Raw genomic sequence first — 25,770 nt, 5'->3', positions numbered from 1 at the left:
TCGACTGCAACCAGCGGGTGACGTTGGCGTTTCTCGCCAAACCTCGTCAAACGTAGCGGGGGGCATATCGATATGGTGTAATGCGCGCATGTCGATTCCCCCGTCCGCCGTGGCCCCGAAACCTCCCGCCGCCTCGCCCTTCAAGACCGTCGCGCTGGTCGGCCGGTATTCGGCCGCCAACATTGCCGGCCCGCTCATGGAGCTGGCGTCGTGCATTGCCGCGCGCGGGCATGACATCGTGTTCGAGCGAGAAACCGCGCTCAACATCGGCGTGCAGGATTACCCTGCCCTGCCGCCCGAAGAGATGGCGCGTCAGGCCGACGTAGCCGTGGTGCTCGGCGGCGACGGTACCTTGCTTGGCATCGGCCGCCATCTGGCCGGCGCCGGCGTGCCCGTGATCGGCGTCAACCACGGGCGGCTCGGCTTCATGACCGATATCCCGTTCGACGATGTGCACACCGTGCTGCCCGACATGTTGTCCGGCCGCTACGAAGCCGAGACCCGTACGCTGCTGCAAGCCCAGGTTGTGCGCGACGACGAGGTCATCTTCTCCGCCCTGGCCTTCAACGACGTGGTGGTCAACCGCTCGGGCACCTCGGGCATGGTGGAACTGGCCGTGTCGGTCGATGGCTTCTTCATGTACAACCAGCGGTCGGATGGCCTGATCGTGTCCACGCCCACGGGCTCGACGGCGTATGCGCTGTCGGCGGGTGGGCCGATCCTGCATCCGGCGCTCTCGGGCCTTGTGCTGGTGCCGATCGCGCCGCATTCGTTGTCGAACCGGCCGATCGTCATTCCGCAGGATGCGGAGGTGGTCATCCAGGTCACCAGTGGGCGCGATGCCAGCGTCAACTTCGACATGCAGTCGCTCACGTCCCTCCTGCCGGGTGACCGCATCGTGGTGCGCCGCTCCGAGCGCACCGTCCAACTGCTGCACCCGATCGGCTACAACTACTACGCCACGCTGCGCAAGAAGCTGCACTGGCACGAGTACCCCACCGAAGACAACCGGCTGTAACCCAAACACCGCCCCACGCACCATGCTGCGCAGCCTCACAATCCGCGATTTCGTCATCGTCCACGCGCTGGACCTCGACCTGGCCGACGGCTTTACCGTGTTCACCGGCGAAACCGGCGCGGGCAAGTCCATCCTGATCGACGCGCTGGCGCTCACGCTGGGCGAGCGTGCCGATGCTGCCGTGGTGCGCGAAGGCGCGCCGCGTGCCGATATCACGGCCGAATTCGACGTGCATCCGCACGTGGCCGCCTGGCTGGAAGCGCACGAACTGCACGACGACGAGGGCGTCATCCTGCTGCGCCGCACGGTCGATGCTGCCGGCCGCAGCAAGGCCTTCATCAACGGCGCGGCCGTTACGCTGGCACAACTGCGTGAAGTGGGTGAACAGCTCGTCGACATCCACGGCCAGCACGCGCATCAACTGCTGCTCAAGACCGATGCGCAACGCAGCCTGCTCGACGCCCACGCCGGCCTGGACGGTCCGGTGCGCGCGGTCGGCGAGCACTATCGCGCGTGGCAAGCCGTGGTGCGCCTGCGCGAAGCGGCCGAGCAGCAATCGCGCGAAGTGCAACTTGAGCGCGAACGCATCGAGTGGCAGGTGAACGAACTGCAGAAGCTCGCCCCGCAACCCGGCGAGTGGGAAGACATCCACGCCGAGCACCATCGCCTGTCGCACGCCGCCAGCCTGATCGAAGGCACGCGCGCGGCGCTCGACGGCCTGTCTGAATCGGAAGGCGCCGTACTCACGCAACTGGGCGCCACGCTCCACACGCTGCGTGAGCTCGCCGAGATCGACCCCGCGCTGGCCGATGTGCTGGCGGCACTGGAGCCGGCCGAAGTCCAGATTCAGGAAGCCGTGCACACACTTGCGCGCTACGCCGATCGCGCGGAACTGGACCCGGACCGCCTGGCTGAAGTCGACGCGCGCATGCAGGCGCTGCACACCATGGCGCGCAAGTACCGCGTCGCGCCGGAAACGCTGCCCGCCGAATTGGCTGAACGCCAGGCGCAACTGGCCGCGCTGCAGGCCGCATCCGATCTGGATGCGCTGCAGGCGCAGGAAGCGCAAACCCACGCCGCCTACATGGTGGTCGCCCAGGCGCTGTCACGCGCCCGCGCCAAAGCCGCACGCGAGCTGGCCGAAGCCGTGACCGATGCCATGCAGGGTCTGTCAATGGCAGGCGGACGGTTTGACATCGCATTGCACACGCTTGAGCACGGTGGTGCGGCGGGGCTGGAGCAAATCGAATTCCTCGTCGCCGGGCATGCGGGCGTATCGCCGCGCCCGTTGGCGAAGGTCGCTTCGGGCGGCGAGTTGGCGCGGATCAGCCTGGCCATCTCCGTGATCGCCAGCGAGGCGAGCCCGACCCCCACGCTGATCTTCGACGAAGTCGATTCCGGCATCGGTGGCGCGGTGGCCGAAGTGGTCGGCCGACGTCTGCGCGAGTTGGGCACGCGCCGCCAGGTGCTGTGCGTGACCCATCTGCCGCAGGTGGCCGCACTGGCCAATCACCACATCCAGGTCGCCAAGCAGACGGTGGCCGGCAGCACGCGTTCGGACCTTGTGGTGCTGGACGCTACCAGCCGCGTGGATGAAATCGCCCGCATGCTGGGCGGTGCATCGCTAACCGACACCACACGCCGCCACGCCGACGAGATGCTGGCCGCTGGCCGCGCCCAACCGGCACCCGCGCCTGTCGCACGTAAATCGCGGCGCGTGGCGCAGTGATCGCCTATACCGGAACCATTACGGCCATCTCTGGCATGGCCGCTCCGGTGCCGCACGCCGCCAACACCATTGAACACATTCAAGGAGAACTCCATGGCCCAACCGGCTGCCCGCCCCCGATCCTTGCTGTCGTCCACCAAGCCCGCGCTGGTGGCGGCGCTTGGCCTGTGCCTGCTGGCCGCCTGCAAGTCGGTGCCGGCCATTGATCCAGGCAAACCGCCTGCCATGGATCCCGCCTCCGCCAACACCCAACCGCCAGCCTCGGTGTCTGCCGCGCACAGTTTGGGCGACATCATTGTCGGACTGAGCACCCCAACCACCGCTTCCGCCACCGTGCAAGGCGTGCTGGACACCGCCGGCGCGCGTGCAACGCCGCGCCTGGCCTTTGCAGTGGTGCGGCCAATGTCGGGCGGGTTCTGGGTCGTGCGTGCCAGCTCGGGCGATGCGGCGGCCACGCTGGATGGCGCGGTCGCTGCCTTGCGCGCCGCTCCCGGCGTCGCGTCGGCCGATCCCGATCGTATGGTGAAGATCCAGCGCTAAATGCAATGCGGTGCGATTCAGCACCGCTCACACCCGACCTACACAGTGTGAAAAGCGGATGGGCCCGATTCCGGACGCATCCTGCCCCGTATCGGGCGCCTATCCTGCTACGGCGCCAGCGCACTGGCGAGTTCTCCCCGCCCCTTAGCAATCGAGTTTCTGCCATCACAGGCGGGCAGGTCGCATGCTACCTTTGGTTTTGTGTAACGTACTGTCAAGAATCGCATCCTGACGACGTTTCTCATGACGACAAGATAGATGCCTCGGAGCGCGCACTGATGACACCCACCTCCTTTCGGTTGAAGTCCTGGCTCCGTGCAGGCGCCAGCGTCGCCTGTATCGCCTGGTTGATAGGCGGCCACCCAGCCATGGCCGCCACGCCGCAACCGCAGTACACAGGCGACCTCATCATCAAGTGGCGCGATGACACCAGCGGCACACACAAGCCGCTGTCGGCGGCGGAATCCGGCAACCGGCTGCTATCGGTCGCGCAAACCGCGGGGAGCGCACTGCAAGTCAAACGCACGTTGGCTACCGAGGCACAGCTCATGCACACCGGCTTGACCGACGCCGCCAGCATTGAAGCCACCGCCGCCAAGATCGCGCAGGATGCACGCGTGGCCTATGTGGTGCCGGATCGCATCCTGCGGCCCAACACGATCCCCAACGATCCGCTGTTTGCCACGCAGAACAACCTGGCCTCGCCGACGGTGGTGCCGGGCGGCATCAACGTGGCCTCGGCGTGGAGCATCACGCAGGGCTCGGGCAGCATCGTGGTGGCGGTCGTCGATACCGGCTATACCGACCACCCAGACCTGGTCGGCAAGATCCTGCCCGGCTACAACTTCATCTCGGACCCGGCGCGCGCGGGCAACACGTTTGGCCGCGGAACGGATGCGCATGACCTTGGCGACGGCGTGACCTCGGCGCAGGTTTCCACCATTTCGGGCTGCACCAGCAGCGACGTCGCCAACAGCAGTTGGCACGGCACCGAAGTCAGCAGCGTGCTGGCAGCCAATACCAACAACGCGCTCGACATTGCCGGCGTGGGCTGGAACACCCAGATCGTGCCAGTGCGCGTGTCGGGCAAGTGTGGTGCGCTGCTGTCCGATACGGTGGACGGCATGCTGTGGGCGGGCGGCATCGCCGTATCGGGTGTGCCCACCAATGCCAACCCGGCGCGCGTGGTCAACGTGAGCCTGGGCAGCACGGGCGCGTGCTCGGCGGCCGAACAGGATGCGGTGAACCGGCTGGCGTCGATCGGCACCACCGTGGTGGCGGCCTCGGGCAATGAAGCCGCACAAAACGCCGACGCGCCGGCCAATTGCACGGGCGCCATCGCCGTTACAGCACACGTGGACAGCGGTGAAAACGCCAGCTACGCCAACGTCGGCTCACAGGTTGCGCTGTCGGCGCCAGGCGGCGGTTGTGCCAACTCGCAGGCGACCAGCAGCGGCTGCACGGGCACCACATCGGTCATCCAGGCCGACTCCAACGATGGCGCGCAAACCCTCGGCAACTACGTCGTCAAATCTGTGGCGGGCACAAGCTTCTCCACCCCGGAAGTGGCCGGCACCATCGCGCTGATGTTGAGCGTGCAACCGCAATTGTCGAACCCACAGATCCTGGCCGGCCTGCAACAGACCGCCCGCCCGCACCCAAGCGGCACGTACTGCGCCGTCAATACCGGCGTGTGCGGTGCAGGCTTGCTGGATACGGCAGGTGCAGTGGGTTACGCCCAGCGGACGACGCCTGCCGGCATTGGCAACGGTACGGCAAGCTCGGGCAGCGGCTCCAGCAGTGGAAGTGGAAGTGGAAGTGGAAGTGGAAGTGGAAGTGGCGGCGGCGGCGGCGGTACTGTCCCGCTGATGGGTGCCGCGGTGCTGCTGGCCCTGGGGCTAGCATGTCGGCGCAAGCGCCCGCTGCCGCAATAACCGCACCATCACATTGATCAAAGCCGCCTCCCATGTGGAGGCGGTTTTCATTTGGGCCTTCGCTGCACGCCCGTCTTACTGAGTGGCTAGGGTTCTTACCTAGCGCGACCCGGACCACCCCATCGCAATCCTTTTGGACAATTCATCCACCAATTCAGCAATTCTTTACAAAAAAAGGCCGCTCTGATGAAGACGATGGTTCCCGGGGGTGTGGTCCGCGTGCTGGTGGCGCTCGGACTGATGTCGTATCACGCTGCGCCTGTGCTGGCGGCAGAAAAATCGACCACGTTCAACACACAGTTGCAGTGGGTCACCCAGTTGATCGTCAAGGAAAAAGCGACCACACCTGGCGCATTGAATCTGCAATCCACATCGGCAGGCAGCGTCAACAATCCGGCGGATGCCGTGACCGTGCAACGCTGGTCAGCCACAGCGCAACTGCCAATGGCGTACAAGCGCGCAATGTCGGGCGACGCCCATGTGGTGACCCTGCCCAGAATCATGACGCTGGCCGACGCACAAACCGTTGCGCAGCGCATGGAGGCCAGCGGCCAGTTTGAGTACGTGTCGCCCGATCGCATCCTGCGGCCAATGGCACTGGCAACCGACCCGCTATTCAGCCAGCAATGGAACCTGATGCCCCGCGCCAGCGTGGCCGGCGGCGCCAACGTGACATCCGCCTGGGACACCACCACCGGCACGCCCACGGTGGGCATCGGGATTGTCGACACCGGCATCCGCGCAGACCACGCAGACTTTGCCGGCACGAACTTCGGTATCGGCCGCAACTTCGTCAGCAGCAGCGCAATGGCGGGCACCACCGATCCCAAGACCGGCGCCGCCATCCCCAGCGGGTTCGTCAACAACGGCGCCAACAACAGTGCTGGCAATACCGACCCTTCCGACCCCGGCGACTGGATCAGTGCCAGCGATGCCGCGTCCTTCCCAACGCTCTGCGGCAGCCAGAGCAACAGCAGCTGGCACGGCACCTTCGTGGCCGGACAGATTGCGGCGCAACGCAATAACGGCATCGGCATTGCGGGCATCGCACCCAGCGTGCGCGTACAGATGGCGAGGGCGCTGGGCAAGTGCGGCGGCATGACATCCGACATCATGGATGCGATGACGTGGCTGGCCGGCGGCGCGGTCCCTGGTGTCATCAGCAACCCGACGCCGGCCAAGGTCATCAGCATGAGCCTTGGGGGAGCGGGAGCCTGCTCCGTGCTGGAACAGAACCGGATCAATGCGGCGCGCGCGCTGGGTGTCACCATCGTGGTGGCGGCCGGCAATGAGTCCGGGCCGGTAGATGCCCCCGCCAACTGCACCGGCGCCATCGCGGTCACAGCCCATACGCTGGAGGGTGACAACGCCTGGTATGCCAACGTGGGTGCGCAAACCTCCATCAGTGCGCCGGGCGGCGGCCGAGGCACGGTCATCTCAGGCACGGGCAGCACCATCTTGTCGCTGTCCAACAGCGGCGGTACCGCACCCGTTGCCTCGCCCAGCGGCGATACGTACACCAACGACATCGGCACATCGATGGCCACGCCGCATGTGGCTGCCACGGCCGCGCTCATGCTGTCGGTCCAGCCAGCGCTGATGCCCGACGACATCACGGCGATTCTCAAGCAGTCGGCCCGCCCCTTCCCGCCCGGTACCTACTGCGCCACGCATGCGGGCAGTTGCGGGGCCGGCATGCTGGACGCCGGCTCAGCAGTCACGCAAGCCCAGGGCATGCCGACCGTGCATGTCGCCACATCAGCCGCAACCGTGGCGCCCAATGCTTTCGTCACGCTCACGGCGGTGGGCGGTGCCGGTTATGGCCAAACGGCGGGTAGCCCGGTCTGGGCACAAACCGGCGGAAACCCCGTCACCCTGACGGCGTCTGCCCCAAATGCCAATGGCATCAGCACGACTACGTTCACGCCAACTGCCGCAGGCGTCTATAGCTTCAGCGTGTCATTGACCAACAACGCCGGCGCCACCGCAACCGATACCGCCAGCGTGACCGTCACAGGCGCCACGTCGCCGGGGTCAGGCACAGAGACCGGCGCGGGCGCAGGCAGCACGGCCAATAGCGGTGGCGGTGGCGGTGGCGGTACCGTCCCGCTGATGGAAGCAGCCGTGCTGCTGGCCCTGGGGCTGGCCTACCGGCGCAAGCAGCCAGCGCTAAGTTGATTGCGCTTGTCATCAGGTCCCGACCGCCCCCCGCGTGGGGGCGTTTTTCGTTGTGGCATCCCCCGCTTGGGGCCCGCTCTTCCCTCCCGTGTGAACGAGACCCGCTGCACCGCCATATCTGCTCAGGCTGGAGATACTAGGGTTTACGCTTATCCACCCTTGAGACACGCTTTCTCAATCCTTTTGGACAATGCTGTGATGCATCTTGCGATTCATAACAAAAGAACAGGGCTGCTCCAATGAAATCGATGGTTCCCGGGGGTATTGTTCGTGCGCTGGTAGCGCTCGGACTGGTGTCGTATCACGCCGTGCCGGCGTTGGCGGTGGGCAAGGTCGCCGCACCTGCGCCGCAGTTGCAATGGGTGACGCAACTGATCGTGAAAGAGAAAAACAGCGGGCTGAAGACGCAAGCGGTTGCGGCAGGCGGCACGGTTGCCCGCGCAGACGTTGCGACGGTGCAACGCTGGTCGGTGGCGGCACAGCTGCCGGTGACCTACAAACGCGCCATGTCGGGCGGGGCGCATGTGGTGACGCTGCCCAGCGTCATGTCGGCCGCAGAGGCACAGACGGTCGCCCAGCGCATGGAGGCCAGCGGCCAATTTGAATATGTCTCGCCCGACCGCATCATGCGGCCGGCCGCCGTACCCAACGACCCGCAGTTCGCCAGCCAGTGGAACCTGTGGCCGAGCACCGTGGTTGCCAACGGCCCAGCGACCACGGCCGCCGGCGGGGCCAATGTCACCACCGCGTGGGATTCGACCAAGGGCGCAAGCTCGGTCTACGTGGCCGTCATCGACACGGGCCTGCTGACCAACCATGAGGATCTGGCTGGTGCCAACATCCGCCCGGGCTACGACTTCATCAGTAACGACGCCTATCACTCCACACCCGACCCAGTGAGCCACAACACGGTGCCGCTGGGCTTTGTGGAGAACGATCCACTCGACACGCCGGCGGGTCGCGATCCCAATCCGTCGGACCCTGGCGACTGGGTACTTGCGTCGGAAGCCACCGCCTACCCCACCTATTGCGGCACCGCTTCCAACAGCAGCTGGCACGGCACCTTCGTGACGGGCCAGATCGTCGCGCAGCACAACTCGGTAGGCATCGCGGGCATTGCGCCCAACGTGACCATCCAGATGGCACGGGCACTGGGCAAGTGCGGCGGCACCACGTCGGACATCATGGACGCGCTGGCCTGGGTAACGGGCGCGAGCGGCGTGCCTGGTGCGAGCGGTGTTGCGCTGCCGGTCAATGCGCCGATGGCGCAGGTGGTCAACATGAGCCTGGGTGGTGCGGGGGCTTGCTCCGGCGCCGAGCAAGCAACCATTACAGCGGCAAAAGCGCGGGGTGCCACCATCGTGGTGGCAACCGGCAACGACGGCGCTTCGACCATCGGCTCGCCGGCCAACTGCAGCGGTGTGGTCGCGGTCACGGCGCATACCATCGACGGCGACAACGCCAACTATGCCAACGTCGGCACCGGCACGACCCTCAGCGCACCGGGCGGCGGCTCAGGCTCGGTCATCGCGGGTAGCGGCATCGCAATCCGCTCAATCTCCAATGCCGGCCTGACCACCCCGGGCACGGACACCAATACGTACAAAAGCGAAATGGGCACCTCGATGGCCACGCCGCATGTGGCGGGCGTTGCCGCGCTGCTGCTGGCCTACAAACCCACTCTGAGTGTGAACGACATCAAGGCAATCCTGACGCAGTCGGCCCGCCCTTTCCCGGCAGGAACCTACTGCGCACAGCATTCCGGCGCGTGCGGGGCCGGCATGTTGGATGCGGGCGCAGCCATCGCACTGGCGGTCGGCAACCCGACGGTAAGCGTCTCAAGCTCGGCCAGCACCATCGTTGCCAACAATCCGGTAACCCTCACGGCCACGGTTGGCGCAGGCTTCGGTAACACGCTGTCCAGCGTTCAGTGGGCACAAACTGCAGGCCCAAACACGAACGCTGCAACAGCAGGCCCGGACGGCAATGGCAACTACACTGTCACGTTCACGCCGAGTAGCGCTGGCACGTACACCTTCATGGTCACCGTCACCAACAACGTGGGCGGGACGATAAGCACCTCGACTTCCGTGACGGTCACCGCGCCCCCGACCACCACGCCTGGATCGGGCGGCACCCTACCCTTCAGCGGCGGCACCAGCGGCACCGGCACCCTGAACCAAAGCGGCGGTGGCGGCGGTGCATTGCCACTGTGGCTGGCCGGCCTGCTGTTGGCAGGCGGCGCCTTCGGCTTCGGCCGTGGTCGTCGCATCTCTGGCGCGCAGTAAACGCAACACGGACACGCTGGCGCCTGCTGGCGTGTCCGCTCTCCGAGGCCCCCGGCATCCTGCCGATCAGCCTTGCGCCTGCTTCCCGGCTTGGGCGCGCCATTCTCCGAATACCCAGATCAGCAGTCCGCTCGCCGCGCCAAACGCATGCGCAATGCGTACCACGCCAAAGCCCCAGTGCGGGTCATAGGCGATGGGCGACAGCCACGATTGCTCGAACCACACCTTCACCAGCACGCCCGCGCACAGCAGCAAGCCGATCCAGCGCGAGAAGTGGTCGCCGGTGTCTTCAACCGCCTCTGCTTGTGGCCGCAGCAACCGCAGCCCACCCCAGGCAGCAAGACCGTGCAGCGCGCCCGAGAGCCCGCCGTACCACTGCACCCCCGGTTGACTGAGCAGCGCAATCTGCACCAGCACGCCACACGCCACCAACGCACCAACAATGGCCTGCGGCCGCAGCACACGTGCGAGCAGAAGCATGACCCCCGCCGCCGCCATCGCGTCGGCCAACCAGTGCCACGTATCCAGGTGCACCCACATGGCCGTGACGATGCGCCACCATTGGCCCGCGCGCACAGCATCGCGCTGATACAGCCCGATGGCATGCAACCACGGAATGAATGAAAACGCAGCCGACAACGCAGCCACACCCAGGCATGCAGCCCAGGTATGCACCGCGTGCAGACGCCCGCTCATCCGGCGTGCGGGCTTGATGACGCGGGCAGGGCGCCGAACACCTGCTCCCACAACGCTCGCACGTGGGCGGCCTCGTGCGCGCAGGTACCCGCAGGGACACGCGCGGCGGATTGTCCGTCCAGCCGCAGTTTGTGCTGGCGCGCTCGGAAATCGCGATAGGCATCGGCCACTTGCGCGGCCTGCGCGGCGTCGATCAGCCCCAGCTCGCCCGCCATGTGCAGCAGCGCGATGTTGCCCTTGTTGCGGGTGAGTTCAGCGTGCGCAGCGCTATACAGCAGCACCAAAAACTGTACGGTGAATTCGATATCGACCATGCCACCACGATCGTGCTTGAGGTCGAACAGCTCCGTGGGATTGGTGTGGCCTTCCAACACACGCTCGCGCATCGCCACGATCTCGTCGCGCAGCGGGCCGGCCTCGCGTTCCTGCCGCAGCACGGCGGTACGCAGGGCCTCGAAGCGTGCGCCGATCTCTGCATCGCCCGCACAGAAGCGGGCGCGTGTTAGCGCCTGGTGTTCCCACACCCACGCAGCGTTGTCCCCCTCGCGCATCTGATAACGGCGGAAGGCTTCGAAGTGCGTGACCATCAGGCCAGCCGCGCCGTTCGGGCGCAGGCGCGTGTCCACGTCGAACAGCATGCCGGCGGCGGTGTGGCTGGTCAGCCAGGTGATGAGCTTGCGCGCAAAAGACGCATACACCTCGGGCGCACGCTCGTGGTCATCGTCATAGAGGAAGATGATGTCGAGGTCCGACGCATAGCCAAGCTCCTTGCCGCCCAGGCGCCCATAGGCGACGACGGCAAAGCGCGGCACCTCGCAATGGCGCGTGGACACCTGCTTCCACACGGTCTCCAGCGTCAGGTCCAGCATGGCGTCGGCCAGGTCAGAGAGCCGGTCGCTGATGTGCTCCACGCTCAGCATGCCCTGCAGATCCTGCAGCAGGATGCGGAAGGTCTCGGCGTGATGCTCCTGGCGCAGGATGTCCATCTGCATCTCGACGTGGTCTTCAGCAGCGCGCAGCCGATCGCGCACCCGCTCGCGGAAGGCGGGCCAGTCCGGATCGGCCGACAACGCCTCAACATCGAGCAACTCGTCGAGCAGTTGCGGATGGCGCGTCAGATAGTCCGACGCCCAGCGCGAGGCATGCAGCGTGTGGGCCACGCGTTCCAGCGCCTGTGGGTATTCGCACAGCAGCGAAAGATACGACGAGCGCCGGCTGATCGCATCGAAGAAGTTCAGGAAGCGCGCGATGGTGACGTCAGCATCCGTCTGGCGCGCTGCGTGGTCGAGCGCGCGGTTGATCAGCAGATCGAAGCGCTGGCGGCTCACCTCGGTCAACGCGCGGTAACGCGGCGAGTTGCGCGACGCCCGCAGGCGCTCGAGCACGCCGTCGGCGTCGGCATAGCCCAGGTCGGCAAGCTGCGCGCGAGCGGATTCGGTGCGCTCGTCGTCAAGCAGATCGGCGTGCCAGATGGAGGCGCACGGCGGTTGGCTGTCCTGCTTGTCAGAGAAGGTCTGCTCGAACTGCTGCGCGACTTCGTCCTGATAGGCCTCCAGCTTGGCAACCAGCGCAGCGTAATCAACGAAGCCCATCATGCGGGCCACACGCAACTGGTCTTCCGGTGCGCCCGGCAGGTTGTGCGTCTGCGCGTCTTCCACGTACTGCAGGCGGTGTTCAAGCTGGCGCAGGAAACGGTAGGCCTCGGTCAAGCGTGCGACCACATCGTCGTCGATCAGGCCGCGCTCGGCTGCGGCGCGCAGCACCTCCAGCGTGGGCCGCACACGCAGCCCGAAGTCCTGCCCGCCACGAATCAGCTGGAACACCTGCGCAACGAACTCGATCTCGCGGATACCGCCGCGCCCCAGCTTGATGTTGGGCGAGCGCGCATGCACCTGAGCGTCACCTTCGCCCGGCTGTCGGTTGGCACCATTGCTGCGCTTGGCGGCCTCCGCGCGAATCTGCGCGTGCAGCGCGCGGATGGCGGCAATCACGCCGTAATCCAGATACCGCCGGAACACGAACGGCCCGGTCACCCGATCAAGCTGCTGGATCACGCGCGCCGCGTGCGGGCTGGTCGGGTCGGTGATGACGCGGCCCTTGATCCAGGCGTAGCGCTCCCACTCACGGCCCTGCACGACAAAGTATTCCTCCAGCATGCCCAGGCTGCAGGCCAGCGGACCGGCATCGCCGTTCGGGCGCAGACGCATGTCAACGCGGAAGACGTAGCCGTCTTCGGTCACGTCGGCCAGTGCGTTGATCAGGCGCCGGCCCAGCTTCGTGAAGTACTCGTGATTGGACAGCGGACGCCGAACTTGGCCATCTTTGCCCTGCGTGTCGCCATCGTCGTCGTACAAAAAGATCAGGTCGATATCGGACGAGACGTTCAGCTCGCGCCCGCCCAGCTTGCCCATGCCGACCACCACCAGCTCCTGCACCTCGCCCGAGGATTGCCCGATCGGCTGCCCGTGCAGCGCCCGCAGTTCCTGGCCGATCACGGAGATGGCCGCACGCACGGCAAACTCGGCCAGGTCCGTCATGCTGCCGGTCACTTCATCAAGCGTGGCAACCCCAGAGAGATCGCGCTCGATAAGCGTGGCGAATACCTCGTTGCGCAACAGGCGCAGTGCGCGCTTGAGTGCGGGCTCGGTCTCCACGGCCGTGGCGTCGAACAGCTCGGTAAAGCGCGCGGACAGCCAGGCAGCGTCAACCGGGCGGGCGGCTGCGCTCTGCACGCGCTCAGCCCAACCTTCGCGCGCCTGCGCCAGGCGTTGGACGTAGCGGGAATAGGCTTGCGCGTATGGCAACGCAACATGGGGGGCTTCCGGCGCACGGGCCGGGGCTTGCAAGAACGGCTGGGCAGACAAGGTGGAATCGGTCATGCGGGTCATGCGAACCATCAAGGGAGCTGCGAAGAAACACCCATTCTCGCTGAAATGCGTGCGGGCCGGTCGGTGGTCACGCACTTTCACGGGCATCGGGTGTGCTTGCCATTCGTTGATCGGCGTTGCCCTGGCTTCAAATGTGGCACTGCGCCACGAATATCGGATAATCGCGGTCATGCCCCGTCTGCCCCAGCCCCCAGAATCGCCGAAGTCCGATGGCGGACACGCCAGCACCCTGCCTACCCGCCGGACAGGCCTGCGCACGGCCGGCGCCATCTGGGCATGGATTGCGCGGCTGGCCGGCAAGATCGCCAACGGCGTTGTGGCTTGCATCCGCGCGCCGATCTGGCGCAAGCTGTGGCGCATCCTGTGGAAAACGGTGGTCGCACTGGTTGTCCTGGCCATGGTCGGCATGGTGCTGGTGCGCTTTGTCCTGTGGCCGCGCGTGAGCGTGGCGCGCGAATGGATGGAGCGCGAGGCGTCGAGCGCACTGCACGCCAACGTCGGCATCGGCTCGCTGGAAACCTACTGGGAGGGCTGGCACCCCGCCTTCCGTGCGCAGCGCATCGAAGCGCGCGACACCGCCGGCCGCCAGACCTTTGCCGTGCAGGACGTGCAGGCACGGCTGTCGTGGCGCTCGCTGCTGCGCATGCAGATCACGTTTGCCGCGCTGCACGCCAGCCGTGCCGACGTACTGGTGCGCCGCACGCCCGAGGGCGCCCTCCTCGTGGCCGGCATGCCGCTTGGCCCCGACACCGGCGGCGACAGCAACTTCTTAGACCAACTGCTCTCGCAGGGCGACATCGACTTTCGCGAAGGCGCGGTGCGCTGGCTCGACGAACAGCAGAAGCTGCCCGAGGTGGCGCTGGGCAATGTGCACGTTCAATTGCGCAGCGGCCCGACCCGCCACCGGCTGGACGCCAGCGGCACCTCGCCCAGCCTCTTCAACGGCCCGATCAAGCTGCAAGCCGATTTTCGCCATGACCTGCTGGCCCGCCCGGGCGATTGGCGACACTGGCATGGCCAAGCCAACTGGCAGGTCGACACGCTGCAGCTGGCTGCGGTGCAACGCTATGTGCCGGTGATGGCAGCCGCCAACAGCGGCACCATCAGTTCGGACGGCTCGGTGGAGTTTGCAGGCGGCGCCTTCACACGCAGCCAGGCACGGCTGACCGGCCAGCAGCTCGATCTGCAGATCCGCAAAGATCTCGAACCGCTCCAATTGCGCAGCCTGCAGGCGCTCGCCACACAGCAGCGCACCGCAAACGGCGGCCACACGCTGCGCATCGATACACTGCTCTGGCAGCCATTGAACCCGCCTGCGCAACCTGCGCCCGCGCCCGAACTGGCTGGCCCCGGCATCGAGGCCCCCGTCAACCCGGCAGGCACCCCGCGCGGGCTGCGCAATGTGAGTGTCGGCTGGGCGCTGGATACGCGCGACGAACTGCGTAGCCTGCAAGTCAAGGCCACGACGCTGGATCTGACCGATCTGCGCAGCATCGCCATAGCCCTGCCGCTACCGGCCGGCGTGCTGGAACCGCTGCGCACCAAACAGCCCGCCGGCCGCATCGACGACCTCGACATCAACTGGCAGCGCGATGTCTCCCGCTGGCGGCCAAATACACCGGCGCCGGTGCACTTCACGGGGCGCGCCACGCTGCGGCAAGTGTCATTCGGACCCGGGGAACTGCCTGTCGTACCGGCCGGCCATCACCCCGAGCCAGCCGTGCCCGGCGTCGAGAACCTCTCCGGCAACGCCGTCTTCTCCGACGACAAGGGCACGCTGCGCATCGACGCCTCCGATACTGCCCTGCTCCTGCCCGGCCTTTTCGATGAAGCACGGGTGCCGCTGGACCGCCTGCAAGGCACCTTCAACTGGACCTATCGCAAACAGGAACTGATCGTCAGCAGCGACAACCTGACGCTCTCCAACAGCGATCTGTCTGCCCGGTTTGCGGGCAACTACCGTCACGCGCCGGACACCAGTCATATCGGCACCATCGACCTGAAGGGCACGCTGGAACGCGCCACCGTCACGCGTGTGCCGCGCTACCTGCCACTGTCTGTCGGGCCGCATACACGCGAGTACCTGGCCGGCGCCTTGCAGGGCGGCACAGCCAGCGACGTCACCTTGGTCCTCACCGGCGACCTGCACGACTTTCCGTACCGTCCGCCGCACAAGGGAACGTTCCGCGTGGAGGTGCCGGTCAAGGACGTGACCTACCAGCCGGCCCCCGCCGACGCCTCGCACCCGACCGGCTGGCCGGCGTTTACCGACACAGAAGGCACCGTGGTGTTCGAGGGGCCGTCGATGTCGTTCAAAGTGGCGCACGCCAAGGTGGGCGACGTGACCTTGGCCGACGTGACCGGCACCCTGCCCGACATGGGCGACCACCATCCGCTGCTCACCATCGACGGCCATGCCGATGGCGCCACGCAGGGCTTCCTGCAGTACGTCGAGGCCAGCCCGGTTGGCGGCTGGATCGGCCACTTCACCAAGGACGCGCGCGCACAGGGCAACGCCACGCTCGCGCTCAAGCTTGACCTCCCGCTCAACGAAATGCACACGGCCCGCGCCCAGGGCAGCGTGACCTTCCTGCGCAACGACGTCACGCTGATCCCGCAGGCGCCGCCACTCACCGACGTCACAGGCGCGCTCACCTTCACGCACAAGGGCATCGGCTTCGATAACCTGCGCGCCCGCTTTGCCGGCGGCGAGATTCGCCCGACCGGCGGTACCGCGCCTGACGGCACGATCCGCATCCAGGTCGCGGGCACCGCCTCGGCCCAGGGCCTGCGTGAAACCACCCCGGAAGGCAGCCCCATCGCCGCGATTGCCCGCACGCTGGACGGCAGCGCACCGTACAACGCCACCATCAGCGTCAAGCAGCATCGGCCCGTCATCCAGGTGCAATCCGACCTGACGCCGATGACGGTGCGCCTGCCTGCACCGTTGAACAAAGCCGCCGGCCAGCCGCTGCCCGTGCGCTTCGATATGCAGCCGCTGGCGACCAACAACGCGCTCGATGAAGTCACGCTGCAGATCGGCAACATCGCCTCCGCGCGCTACGAACTGCGCAGCAACGGCAACGGCACCGAGGTGCTGCGCGGCGGCATCGGTGTGCGCCAACCCGTACCGCAGCCCGCCGAAGGCGTGCAGGCCAACCTGACGCTGGACCGGCTCGACGTCGACGCCTGGCGCCAGGTCTTCGCCACGCCCGCAGGGGAAAAGAGTGCCACGCAATCGGCTGCCGAACACGCTGCCGCCAGCGCCGCCAGCAGCCACAACGCCTTCCTGCCCACCCGCCTGAACGGGCGCGCGCAGACACTGCGCATTCTCGGCCGCGATTTCAGCAGCGTCAGCGTTGATGCCACACGCGACGGCGCGAACTGGCAATCGACCATCGATTCGCGCGAGATTGCAGGAACCACACGCTGGCATGCAGAGAGTGCCGCCGTGCCCTTCGGCGAGCTGACCATGCGCCTGTCGCGCATGAGCATTCCCGATGCGCAGGAAGAGACCGCGCTGACCGAATCGCTGGCGCGCAGCTCGCAAGAAATCCCTTCACTCGATCTGGTGGCCGACAAGTTCGACCTGCGCGGCAAGACGCTGGGCAAGCTAGAAATCAAGGCGCGCAACCAGATCACCGACGGTGCCCCGGTGTGGACGCTGGAGACGCTCAAGCTCGAACAGCCTGCCGCCACCTTCACCGCACAAGGCACGTGGCGCATTCCGCGTCGTCTGCGCGGCGGCGAGGATGACCCCGAGCGCCGCACCTTGCTCGACTTCCATCTCGACCTGCGCGACTCAGGTGAGCTTCTGGAGAAGATGGGCTTTGCCAAGGTGCTCGACGGTGCCAAGGGCAAGTTCGAAGGCCGCGTGGTGTGGCGCGGTTCGCCCATGTCGATCGACTACCCGACACTCAACGGCCGCATGGCGCTGAACCTGGAGCGCGGCCAGTTCCTGCCGGTTGACCCGGGCCTTGCCAAGCTGGCGGGCGTGTTGAGCCTGCAGGGCCTGCTGCACTTCGCTACCGACCTGCGCAGCGCCACCGGCCGCGGCACGCCGTTCGAAAGCGTGGCGGCCACCGGCACGATTGCCAGCGGTGTTGCGCGCACGGAAGATTTCACGGTCAAGGGGCCGCAGTTCCAGGTCGCGATGCAGGGCTCGGCCAATATCCTCGATGAAACGCAGGATCTGCACGTGAAGGTCACCCCCAAGGTCGATGCAACGTCCGCGTCGCTGGCGGCCGCCTTCATCAATCCGGCCATCGGGCTGGGCACGCTGGCCGCGCAGTTGGTGCTGGGTGACCAGCTATCGAAGGCGTTCGCCACGCAGTATCACGTCACAGGCAGCTGGGCCAAACCGAAGATCGACAAGATCGCGTCCAGCTCAGGTGCAGGCAGCCATCCCGAAACCTCGGCAAAATAGGCCCCATGACTTCTTCGACTGTTGCTCCTGCCCAAGCCGCCCCTGGCCCGGATACGTCCTCGGGCGTGCCCTTCGGCGCACCTTTTCGCGTCGCCGCCATCCAGACGGTGACGGGTATCGAGGTGGACGCCAACCTGGCGCGCGCCGATGTGCTACTCGCCGAGGCTGCCGCCCAGGGCGCGCAACTGGCGCTGCTGCCCGAGTACTTCTGCAAGATGGGCCGCAAAGACAGTGACAAGGTCGCCATCCGCGAGAATGACGAGGATGGCCCCATCCAGACGTTCCTGGCCGACGCAGCACGCCGCCACAAGCTGTGGCTTGTTGGCGGCACGCTGCCGATGTGGTGCGAAGACGAACAGCGCGTGCGCAATACGTCGCTCGCCTACAACCCGGCCGGGCTGCGCGTGGCGCGCTACGACAAGATCCACCTGTTCAACTTCGTGCGCGGCGAAGAGCGCTACGACGAAGCCCGCACCATCGAACCTGGCGCCATACCGGTCGCCTTTGATGCGCCGTGTGGGCGCGTGGGCATGTCGGTGTGCTACGACCTGCGCTTTCCCGAGCTGTACCGCGCGCTGTCGTCGCAAGGCAATCTGAACTTGATTCTGATGCCGGCGGCCTTCACCTACGTGACGGGCGCCGCGCACTGGGAGATCCTCCTGCGCGCCCGCGCGGTCGAGAACCAGTGTTACGTGCTCGCCGCCGCACAGGGCGGGCGCCACGAGAACGGCCGCCGCACGTGGGGCCATTCCATGTTGGTCGACCCGTGGGGCGAAGTCATCGCCGCATTGCCTGAAGGCGAAGGCGTGGTCGTCGGCGACATGGACCCGGCCCGCCTGGCGCAAGTGCGCCAGGACTTGCCGGCGTTGAAACACCGTGTGATGTAGTCGAAGAACCGGTTTACGATCCGTAGCGAGCGGCCCGAGGTTGGCCCCGAATGTGCCAAATGCGGCGCAGCCGTACACGGGTACGGCGAGCATCGCAGGGCCAAGATCGGGCAGTGCAGTAGGATCGAGAACTGGTTCCAACCGAATTTCTTTGCGAGAACCCACCATGAACGCAGGCGACATCGCCATCCAGAATCTGTCCATCGCGCGCCGCGTGCTGCTCGATCCGTACGGCCTTGATGAGGCGCACCTGCAGCGCGCGCTGGCCGACATCTTCACGCACCGCGTCGACTACGCGGACCTCTACTTCCAGTACACCCGCAACGAGGCATGGAGCCTGGAAGAAGGCATCGTCAAATCCGGCAGCTTCAGCATCGACCAGGGCGTGGGCGTGCGCGCCGTCTCGGGCGACCGCACTGCATTCGCCTATTCCGACGACATCAGCTTGCCCGCGCTGATGCAGGCCGCTGGTGCCACGCGCACCATCGGCAAAGCCGGCGCCGGCCGCGTGAAGGTGGCGAACAGCCTCGCCAGCGGTCCGAATGGCCATTCGCTGTATGCGCCCAACGACCCGCTCGATTCGATGACGGCCACCGAAAAGGTCGCCTTGCTGGAGCGCATCGAAAAACTCGCCCGCGCCAAAGACCCGCGTGTGGTGCAGGTCATGGCCGGCCTGGCCGGTGAATACGACGTAATGCTGGTGGCACGCAGCGACGGCGTGATCGCCGCCGATGTGCGCCCGCTGGTGCGCATCTCCGTCACCGTCATCGCCGAACAGAACGGGCGCCGCGAGATGGGCAGTTCCGGCGGCGGCGGCCGCTATGCCTACGGCTATTTCACCGACGACCTGCTGCGCGAATACGTGGACGAGGCGGTCTCCTCCGCACTCGTCAACCTGGAAGCCAAGCCGGCACCGGCAGGCACCATGACCGTCGTGCTTGGGCCCGGCTGGCCCGGCGTGCTGCTTCACGAAGCCATCGGCCACGGGCTGGAGGGCGACTTCAACCGCAAGGGCTCGTCTGCCTTCTCCGGCCGCATGGGTGAGCGCGTGGCGGCCAAGGGCGTCACCGTGGTGGATGACGGCACGCTGGCCAATCGCCGTGGCTCGCTCAACCTCGACGACGAGGGCAACCCCACGCAATGCAACACGCTCATCGAAGACGGCATCCTCACCGGCTACATGCAGGACACGCTCAATGCGCGCCTGATGAAGATGCCCGTGACCGGCAACGCCCGCCGTGAGAGCTACGCTGCCCTGCCGATGCCGCGCATGACCAACACCTACATGCTCGGCGGCGACAAAGACCCGCAGGAGATCATCGCCAGCGTCAAGAAGGGCCTGTACGCCGTCAATTTTGGTGGCGGACAGGTCGACATCACCAACGGCAAGTTCGTGTTCTCGGCCAGCGAGGCCTACCTGATCGAAGACGGCAAGATCACCGCGCCGGTCAAGGGCGCGACGCTGGTCGGCAGCGGCCCCGAATCGCTCAAGCACGTGACCATGATCGGCAACGACATGCGCCTGGACTCGGGCATCGGCGTGTGCGGCAAGGAGGGCCAGAGCGTGCCAGTGGGCGTGGGCCAGCCGACCCTGCGCATGGAGAATATGACGGTGGGCGGCACGGTCTGACGGCCCCGGAAGCGGCCGCAACGTTGTCGTTTGCGCGCCGCAGGCCCGGAAAATCCGCGCTTGCGGCGGCCCGGAAAAGCAGCTATAAAGACGTTTCGATTGGTGCGGCGCAGTAGCGCTTTCCTAATTTTTGTTGCAGTACTTAGCATTCTCTCCATGTCCTTCGCCAAGTTTTTTTACTTTTACTTTTGGCATCTCGCACCGCTGGCGGAAGGAGAGGGGCGCTTGCAACAAAAATAAAGCACCCAGCAGATACCGAAAACCGCCAGCGACCCTGGCGGTTTTTTTTCGCCCTGTCACCCGCCCCACCCCGGCGCCGACGCGAAACATGATCCGAACACAGTAGACGTTTCCAATACTCGAACCAAGACATCCCCCTGGAGCTTTCCATGCCGAAGAACACCGATGATTTGCGCATTCGCGAACTGAAAGAGCTGACGCCGCCGTCGCACTTGATCCGCGAATTCCCGTGCAGCGACACCGTGTCCGATCTGATCTACCAAAGCCGGAACGCGATGCACCGCATCCTGCACGGCATGGATGACCGCCTGATCGTCATCATCGGCCCCTGCTCCATCCATGACACCAAGGCGGCAATGGACTACGCCCGCCGCCTGGTCGAACAGCGCGAGCGCTTCAAGAACGAGCTGGAAATCGTCATGCGCGTGTACTTCGAGAAGCCGCGTACCACGGTCGGCTGGAAGGGCCTGATCAACGACCCGCACATGGACGGCAGCTTCAAGATCAACGACGGCCTGCGCACCGCGCGCGAGCTGCTGATGAACATCAACGAGCTGGGCCTGCCTGCCGGCACCGAATACCTCGACGTGATCAGCCCGCAGTACATCGCCGACCTGGTGAGCTGGGGCGCGATCGGCGCGCGCACCACCGAAAGCCAGGTGCACCGCGAACTGGCTTCCGGCCTGTCGTGCCCGGTTGGTTTCAAGAACGGCACCGACGGCAACGTGAAGATTGCCGTGGACGCCATCAAGGCCGCGTCGCAGCCGCACCACTTCCTGTCGGTCACCAAGGGCGGTCACTCGGCCATCGTGTCGACCGCGGGCAACGAGGATTGCCACATCATCCTGCGCGGTGGCAAGGCGCCCAACTATGACGCCGCCAGCGTGCAGGAAGCCTGCGACGCCATCGCCAAGTCGGGCCTGGCCGCACGCCTGATGATCGACGCCTCGCACGCCAATAGCAGCAAGAAGCACGAGAACCAGATTCCGGTGTGCGAAGACATCGGCCGCCAAATGGCTGCGGGCGACAACCGCATCGTCGGCGTGATGGTGGAATCGCACATCAACGCCGGCCGCCAGGACCACGTGCAAGGCACGCCGGTGTCCGACCTGGCCTACGGCCAGAGCGTGACCGACGCTTGCATCGGCTGGGACGATTCGCTGAAGGTGCTGGAGACGCTGGCCGACGCCGTGCGCAAGCGCCGTCTGGTGCCGGGCAGCGGCAACTGATCTGCCCCGATGTGATTTGAGGAAGGACGCCTGCGGGCGTCCTTTTTCTTTTCCTGCGCCGAGTACAGCACCGGCACCGCACCACCGTCATGAGGTGGATCAAACAGAGGCAAGGATGATGTGATCTTGAAGCTACCCGTCTCAATAGAATAGGGCCATACCAGCGGATGCCGATCCCCAGAAGAAAAGCCAGTCGGCACGGTCCAGGCCCACACACTTATGCGTACGAAAAAGCGAGTCCTGCAGTTCACCCTGATCACCGTGGCTTCTGCGGCGTTGCAATGGGGGGCGCAGGCACAACCACAACAACCGTCCGCTGTGGCATCCACGCATGCCCAGGTGCCGCAGGTCATCGACGACCTGCCCGCAAGCAACACCAAGGACATGGACGACGTAACGCGCGCACAGGTGGAGCGCGGCCGCTATGTGGCGCGTCTGGGGGACTGCGTTGCCTGCCACACCAGTGACAAATCCAAGCCGATGGCCGGCGGGCTTGCCCTGCAGACGCCGTTCGGTGCCCTGTATTCGACCAACATCACACCGGACGCCACCACCGGCATTGGCCGCTATACGTTCGAGCAGTTTGACCGCGCGATGCGCAAGGGTGTGGCCGCAGATGGCCACAACCTGTACCCGGCCATGCCGTATCCGTCCTACGCCAAGACGACACCGGAGGATATGCAGGCGCTGTACGCCTACCTGATGAAGGGCGTGGCACCGGTGCAGCAGACCAACAAGCCGCTGGGCATGTCGTTTCCGTTCAACCAGCGCTGGGGGCTGTCGCTGTGGAACTGGGCCTTTCTGGAGAGCGAGCCCTTCCAGCCGAATGCTTCGCAATCCGTGGAATGGAACCGGGGCGCGTATATCGTGCAAGGCCTGGGACACTGCGGTGCCTGCCATACGCCGCGCGGTATCGGATTCCAGGAAAAGACCATGTCCGAGGCCGCCGCCAAGGGCAAATATTTCCTGGCCGGCGAAACGGTGGAAGGCTGGCGGGCCCTGAGCCTGCGCAGCCTGTGGACACCGCAGGATGTGGCCGAAATGCTCAAGACCGGACGCAACCGCCATGGCGCCGTGTCCGGCAACATGGTGGACGTGGTGCAGCACAGTACGCAGTACATGACCAACGGCGATCTGCTGGCCATTGGCGAGTACCTCAAGTCCCTGCCCGCCAGCGCCATCGACAAGCCAATGCAGGTGGCGCAAGGTCCGGCGCCCGTCATCGTTCCGCCCGCCTCGGGCATGCTCACGCCGCCCGCAAGCCTCTACACCAGTCGCGGCGGCCTGGGCTATCTGCAGTTCTGCGCCGATTGCCACCGCAGCAATGGCGATGGCGTGCCCAACGTGTTCCCGCCGCTGGCAGGCAACCCGGTATTGGGCGACAGCAACCCCGCCACGCTGCTGCACATCATGCTGACCGGCTCCGCCACGGCGCAGACGGCGCGCCACGCCCGGGTGCTGACCATGCCGTCGTTCGCCCGGCTGGGTGACCAGGAAATTGCCGACATCGTGAACTTCACGCGCGAGAGCTGGAGCAACGCCACACGGCAGCCGCAACCGGTGGCGGCGTCCGACGTGAGCAAGGCACGCAAGGAACTGGAAGTCAGGAAGCTGGATGCCAGCCAATTTGAAACACCGCGCCTGGCTGCCATGCTCAGCGAACCCAACGCCAAGCAATTGGTGCTGGGTGCGCGCCTGAACATCGACACGCACAACATGCTGCCCCGGAATGTTGGCAACAAGCTCAATTGCGCCAGTTGCCACCTCAATGCGGGCACGGTAGCGGATGGCTCTCCGTATGTCGGTCTGTCTGCTTTCTTCCCGAGCTACGCGCCGCGCGCGGGGCGAATCATTACGCTCGAGGACCGCATCAACGGCTGCTTCCTGCGCTCGATGAACGGCAAGCCGCTACCGGTAAATTCCGAAGAGATGAAAGCGATGGTCGCCTATTTCGACTGGATGAAGCGCGAGACCAAGCCGGAAGACAAGGTCGCCGGGCGCGGTGTGGGCAAGATCGACAAGAGCCTGGTACCCAACGCGAAAAACGGCCGGAACATCTATGCGGCGCAATGCGCGCTGTGCCACGGCGCCAACGGCGAAGGCATCACGAACGCTCAGGGCCAGCACGTCTATCCGCCGCTGTGGGGCGACCAGTCGTTCAACATTGGTGCCGGCATGGCACGCACCTACACCGCGGCCGCGTTCGTGAAAAACAACATGCCGATCGCGTTCCACAACCGGTTCCCGCTGGGTCAAGGCGGGCTGACGGACCAGGAAGCCCTGGATGTGGCGGAGTTCTTCTCACACATGCCCCGCCCGGATTTCGCGCCTAAGGTCAACGACTGGCCGCGCGACAAGAAGCCTGCCGACGCGCGCTATTGACCCGTGAGGCCCCTGTCCAACAGGGGACGTAGGTGCGGCGCAATATATAACAAATGTGACCAAAACGTATCAAAGTCACACAAGTGCGTTGTCTTTGGCATATCGTAGGGAGATTCCCCTGCCCACCCCGGAGGCAACTATGGCAGACAACCTGGTGGAAACCGCCACCAACACCGCAAGCAAGTACCAGGCGATCGTCGAACAGTACGCCGCCGACGTCGGCATGAAGATCCTTGCCGCCATCGTCTTCTGGGTGGTCGGCCGCTGGCTGATCAACCTGGCGGTGCGCATGGTGGAAAACTCGCTGGGTCGGCAAAAGGTCGATCCGACCGTGCTGCGCTACGTCGGCTCGATCATCACCGTCACGCTGAACGTGCTGCTGGTGATCGGCATCCTGGGCTACTTCGGCATCCAGACAACAACATTTGCAGCACTGATCGCGGCAGCGGGTGTAGCGATCGGCATGGCGTGGTCTGGGCTGTTGTCAAACTTTGCGGCGGGTGCATTCCTGATCGTGTTGCGGCCGTTCAAGGTGGGCGACTTCGTGACGGTCGGCGGCATCACGGGCACGGTCAAGGAAATCGGTCTGTTTGCTACCGCACTCAACACGCCGGACAACGTGGTCACCATCGTCGGCAACGGCAAGATCTTCGCCGACACGATCCAGAACTACACCTCGAACCCATTCCGCCGCGTGGAGCTGAAGGCGCAGCTGGCCGGCAGCGCCGACCACCGTGCCGCCATCGCCTTGCTCAAAGAGAAGATCGCGGCCATCCCGAACGTGCTGACCGATCCGCCCGTCGACGTGGAGATCCTGGAGTTCAACCTGGTCGGCCCCGTGCTGGCGGTGCGCCCGTACGCACACAATGACAACTACTGGCAGGTGTATTTCGACACCAATCGCACGATCAAGGAAGCGCTGACCGAAGCCGGCTTCCCGGCGCCAACCCCGTCGCAAGCGCTGACCATCACCACGCCGGCGCAGTTGCAAGGGCTGGCCGCAATGGCGCAAAGCACAACAACACCGACCAGCATGAACTGACCCTCGCCCAGCAAAGCAAACGGCCCGGTACAAATACCGGGCCGTTTTGTTTTGGCGCGGCGACGCGGGTTACGCCGGCTTATGTACGTCGCGCTCCCAGAGCACATCCGCGCCACCGCCAGCACGATTGAGCACGCGGGCCAGTACAAACAACAGGTCTGACAGGCGATTGACGTACTGGCGTGGCGCCTCGCCAATCGCCTCGGTGCGGCCGAGAGCGACGATGCTGCGCTCCGCCCGGCGCGCGACGGTGCGGCAGATGTGCGCCTGCGCCGCCGCACGGCTGCCGCCGGGCAGAATGAATTCGGCCAGGCGCGGCAGATCGGCGTTGTAATCGGCCAGCCATTGGTCCAGCCGCAGCACGTGCGCCGTCGTGACCATCGTGTAGCCGGGGATGCACAGCTCGCCGCCCAGATCGAACAAGTCGTGTTGGATCGCGGTGAGCGCTGCATGTATCCCGTCCTGCACGCCGTCGGGCAACGTTTCCGTCAGCAGCACGCCGATGTGCGAGTTCAGTTCGTCAACGTCGCCAATCGCGGCGATGCGCAGGCTATCTTTGGCTGTGCGGCTGCCGTCGCCGAGGCCGGTGGTGCCGTCGTCGCCGGTGCGCGTGGCGATCTTGGATAAGCGGTTGCCCACGATGTGTCTCCCTGGATGCGGTGC

General features: G+C 65.7%; 15 protein-coding genes. 12 read left to right on the top strand and 3 right to left on the bottom strand.

Going from position 1 to position 25,770, the window contains the following annotated elements:
* Window positions 1–88: 88 nt before the first annotated feature.
* From R2N11_RS05000 to R2N11_RS04975, 6 genes are all read left to right on the top strand, one after another.
* The gene (locus R2N11_RS05000; protein ID WP_199031376.1) at window positions 89–1,018 is read left to right on the top strand and encodes an NAD kinase; all 930 of its coding nucleotides are present in this window, start codon (window positions 89–91) and stop codon (window positions 1,016–1,018) included.
* Between the two features lie 22 nt (window positions 1,019–1,040).
* Window positions 1,041–2,747, top strand: a complete 1,707-nt coding sequence (recN, locus tag R2N11_RS04995; RefSeq protein ID WP_316680371.1) for a DNA repair protein RecN — start codon at window positions 1,041–1,043, stop codon at window positions 2,745–2,747.
* Between the two features lie 93 nt (window positions 2,748–2,840).
* The gene (locus tag R2N11_RS04990) at window positions 2,841–3,287 is read left to right on the top strand and encodes a hypothetical protein (protein ID WP_316680370.1); all 447 of its coding nucleotides are present in this window, start codon (window positions 2,841–2,843) and stop codon (window positions 3,285–3,287) included.
* Between the two features lie 278 nt (window positions 3,288–3,565).
* On the top strand, window positions 3,566–5,221 hold the full coding sequence (mprA, locus tag R2N11_RS04985) for an MprA protease, GlyGly-CTERM protein-sorting domain-containing form (RefSeq protein WP_316680369.1): 1,656 nt from the start codon (window positions 3,566–3,568) through the stop codon (window positions 5,219–5,221).
* A gap of 186 nt (window positions 5,222–5,407) precedes the next feature.
* The gene (locus R2N11_RS04980; protein WP_316680368.1) at window positions 5,408–7,399 is read left to right on the top strand and encodes a S8 family peptidase; all 1,992 of its coding nucleotides are present in this window, start codon (window positions 5,408–5,410) and stop codon (window positions 7,397–7,399) included.
* Window positions 7,400–7,638: 239 nt separating this feature from the next.
* Entirely contained in the window at window positions 7,639–9,687 is a 2,049-nt protein-coding gene (locus R2N11_RS04975) for a S8 family serine peptidase (RefSeq protein WP_316680367.1), read from the top strand.
* Window positions 9,688–9,753: 66 nt separating this feature from the next.
* Here the strand turns inward: R2N11_RS04975 and rrtA are convergent, their stop codons facing one another.
* Together rrtA and glnE are read right to left on the bottom strand one after the other, a co-directional pair.
* Window positions 9,754–10,383, bottom strand: a complete 630-nt coding sequence (gene rrtA / locus R2N11_RS04970; RefSeq protein WP_316680366.1) for a rhombosortase — start codon at window positions 10,381–10,383, stop codon at window positions 9,754–9,756.
* Window positions 10,380–13,262 carry a bifunctional [glutamate--ammonia ligase]-adenylyl-L-tyrosine phosphorylase/[glutamate--ammonia-ligase] adenylyltransferase gene (gene glnE, locus R2N11_RS04965; protein WP_316680583.1) on the bottom strand — a complete coding sequence of 961 codons (2,883 nt, stop codon included), beginning with the start codon at window positions 13,260–13,262 and terminating at the stop codon, window positions 10,380–10,382. The genes rrtA and glnE overlap by 4 nt, the downstream gene beginning before the upstream one ends.
* Window positions 13,263–13,440: 178 nt before the next feature.
* On the opposite strand from glnE, the gene R2N11_RS04960 reads away from it, so the two are divergent.
* The 6 genes from R2N11_RS04960 to R2N11_RS04935 all read left to right on the top strand — a co-directional run bounded on the left by R2N11_RS04960 (window position 13,441) and on the right by R2N11_RS04935 (window position 25,107).
* Window positions 13,441–17,697 carry a YhdP family protein gene (locus R2N11_RS04960; RefSeq protein ID WP_316680365.1) on the top strand — a complete coding sequence of 1,419 codons (4,257 nt, stop codon included), beginning with the start codon at window positions 13,441–13,443 and terminating at the stop codon, window positions 17,695–17,697.
* Window positions 17,698–17,702: 5 nt separating this feature from the next.
* The gene (locus tag R2N11_RS04955) at window positions 17,703–18,584 is read left to right on the top strand and encodes a carbon-nitrogen hydrolase family protein (protein ID WP_316680364.1); all 882 of its coding nucleotides are present in this window, start codon (window positions 17,703–17,705) and stop codon (window positions 18,582–18,584) included.
* A 166-nt stretch (window positions 18,585–18,750) separates the two neighbouring features.
* Window positions 18,751–20,214 carry a metalloprotease TldD gene (gene tldD, locus R2N11_RS04950; RefSeq protein ID WP_316680363.1) on the top strand — a complete coding sequence of 488 codons (1,464 nt, stop codon included), beginning with the start codon at window positions 18,751–18,753 and terminating at the stop codon, window positions 20,212–20,214.
* A 389-nt stretch (window positions 20,215–20,603) separates the two neighbouring features.
* Complete coding sequence (gene aroG, locus R2N11_RS04945) at window positions 20,604–21,683, top strand: 3-deoxy-7-phosphoheptulonate synthase AroG (RefSeq protein WP_199031365.1); 1,080 nt, start codon at window positions 20,604–20,606, stop codon at window positions 21,681–21,683.
* A gap of 219 nt (window positions 21,684–21,902) precedes the next feature.
* On the top strand, window positions 21,903–24,065 hold the full coding sequence (locus R2N11_RS04940; protein ID WP_316680362.1) for a c-type cytochrome: 2,163 nt from the start codon (window positions 21,903–21,905) through the stop codon (window positions 24,063–24,065).
* 139 nt (window positions 24,066–24,204) lie between these two features.
* Window positions 24,205–25,107, top strand: a complete 903-nt coding sequence (locus tag R2N11_RS04935; RefSeq protein ID WP_199032440.1) for a mechanosensitive ion channel family protein — start codon at window positions 24,205–24,207, stop codon at window positions 25,105–25,107.
* 69 nt (window positions 25,108–25,176) lie between these two features.
* Here the strand turns inward: R2N11_RS04935 and R2N11_RS04930 are convergent, their stop codons facing one another.
* The gene (locus R2N11_RS04930; RefSeq protein ID WP_199032441.1) at window positions 25,177–25,746 is read right to left on the bottom strand and encodes a cob(I)yrinic acid a,c-diamide adenosyltransferase; all 570 of its coding nucleotides are present in this window, start codon (window positions 25,744–25,746) and stop codon (window positions 25,177–25,179) included.
* Window positions 25,747–25,770 lie beyond the last annotated feature (24 nt).

It is taken from the genome of Ralstonia flaminis, from assembly GCF_958415495.1.
In the GTDB taxonomy this organism is placed as follows: Bacteria; Pseudomonadota; Gammaproteobacteria; order Burkholderiales; family Burkholderiaceae; genus Ralstonia; species Ralstonia flaminis.
Note: the sequence above shows the minus strand (reverse complement) of the source record. Positions and strands in the feature narration are given on the sequence as shown.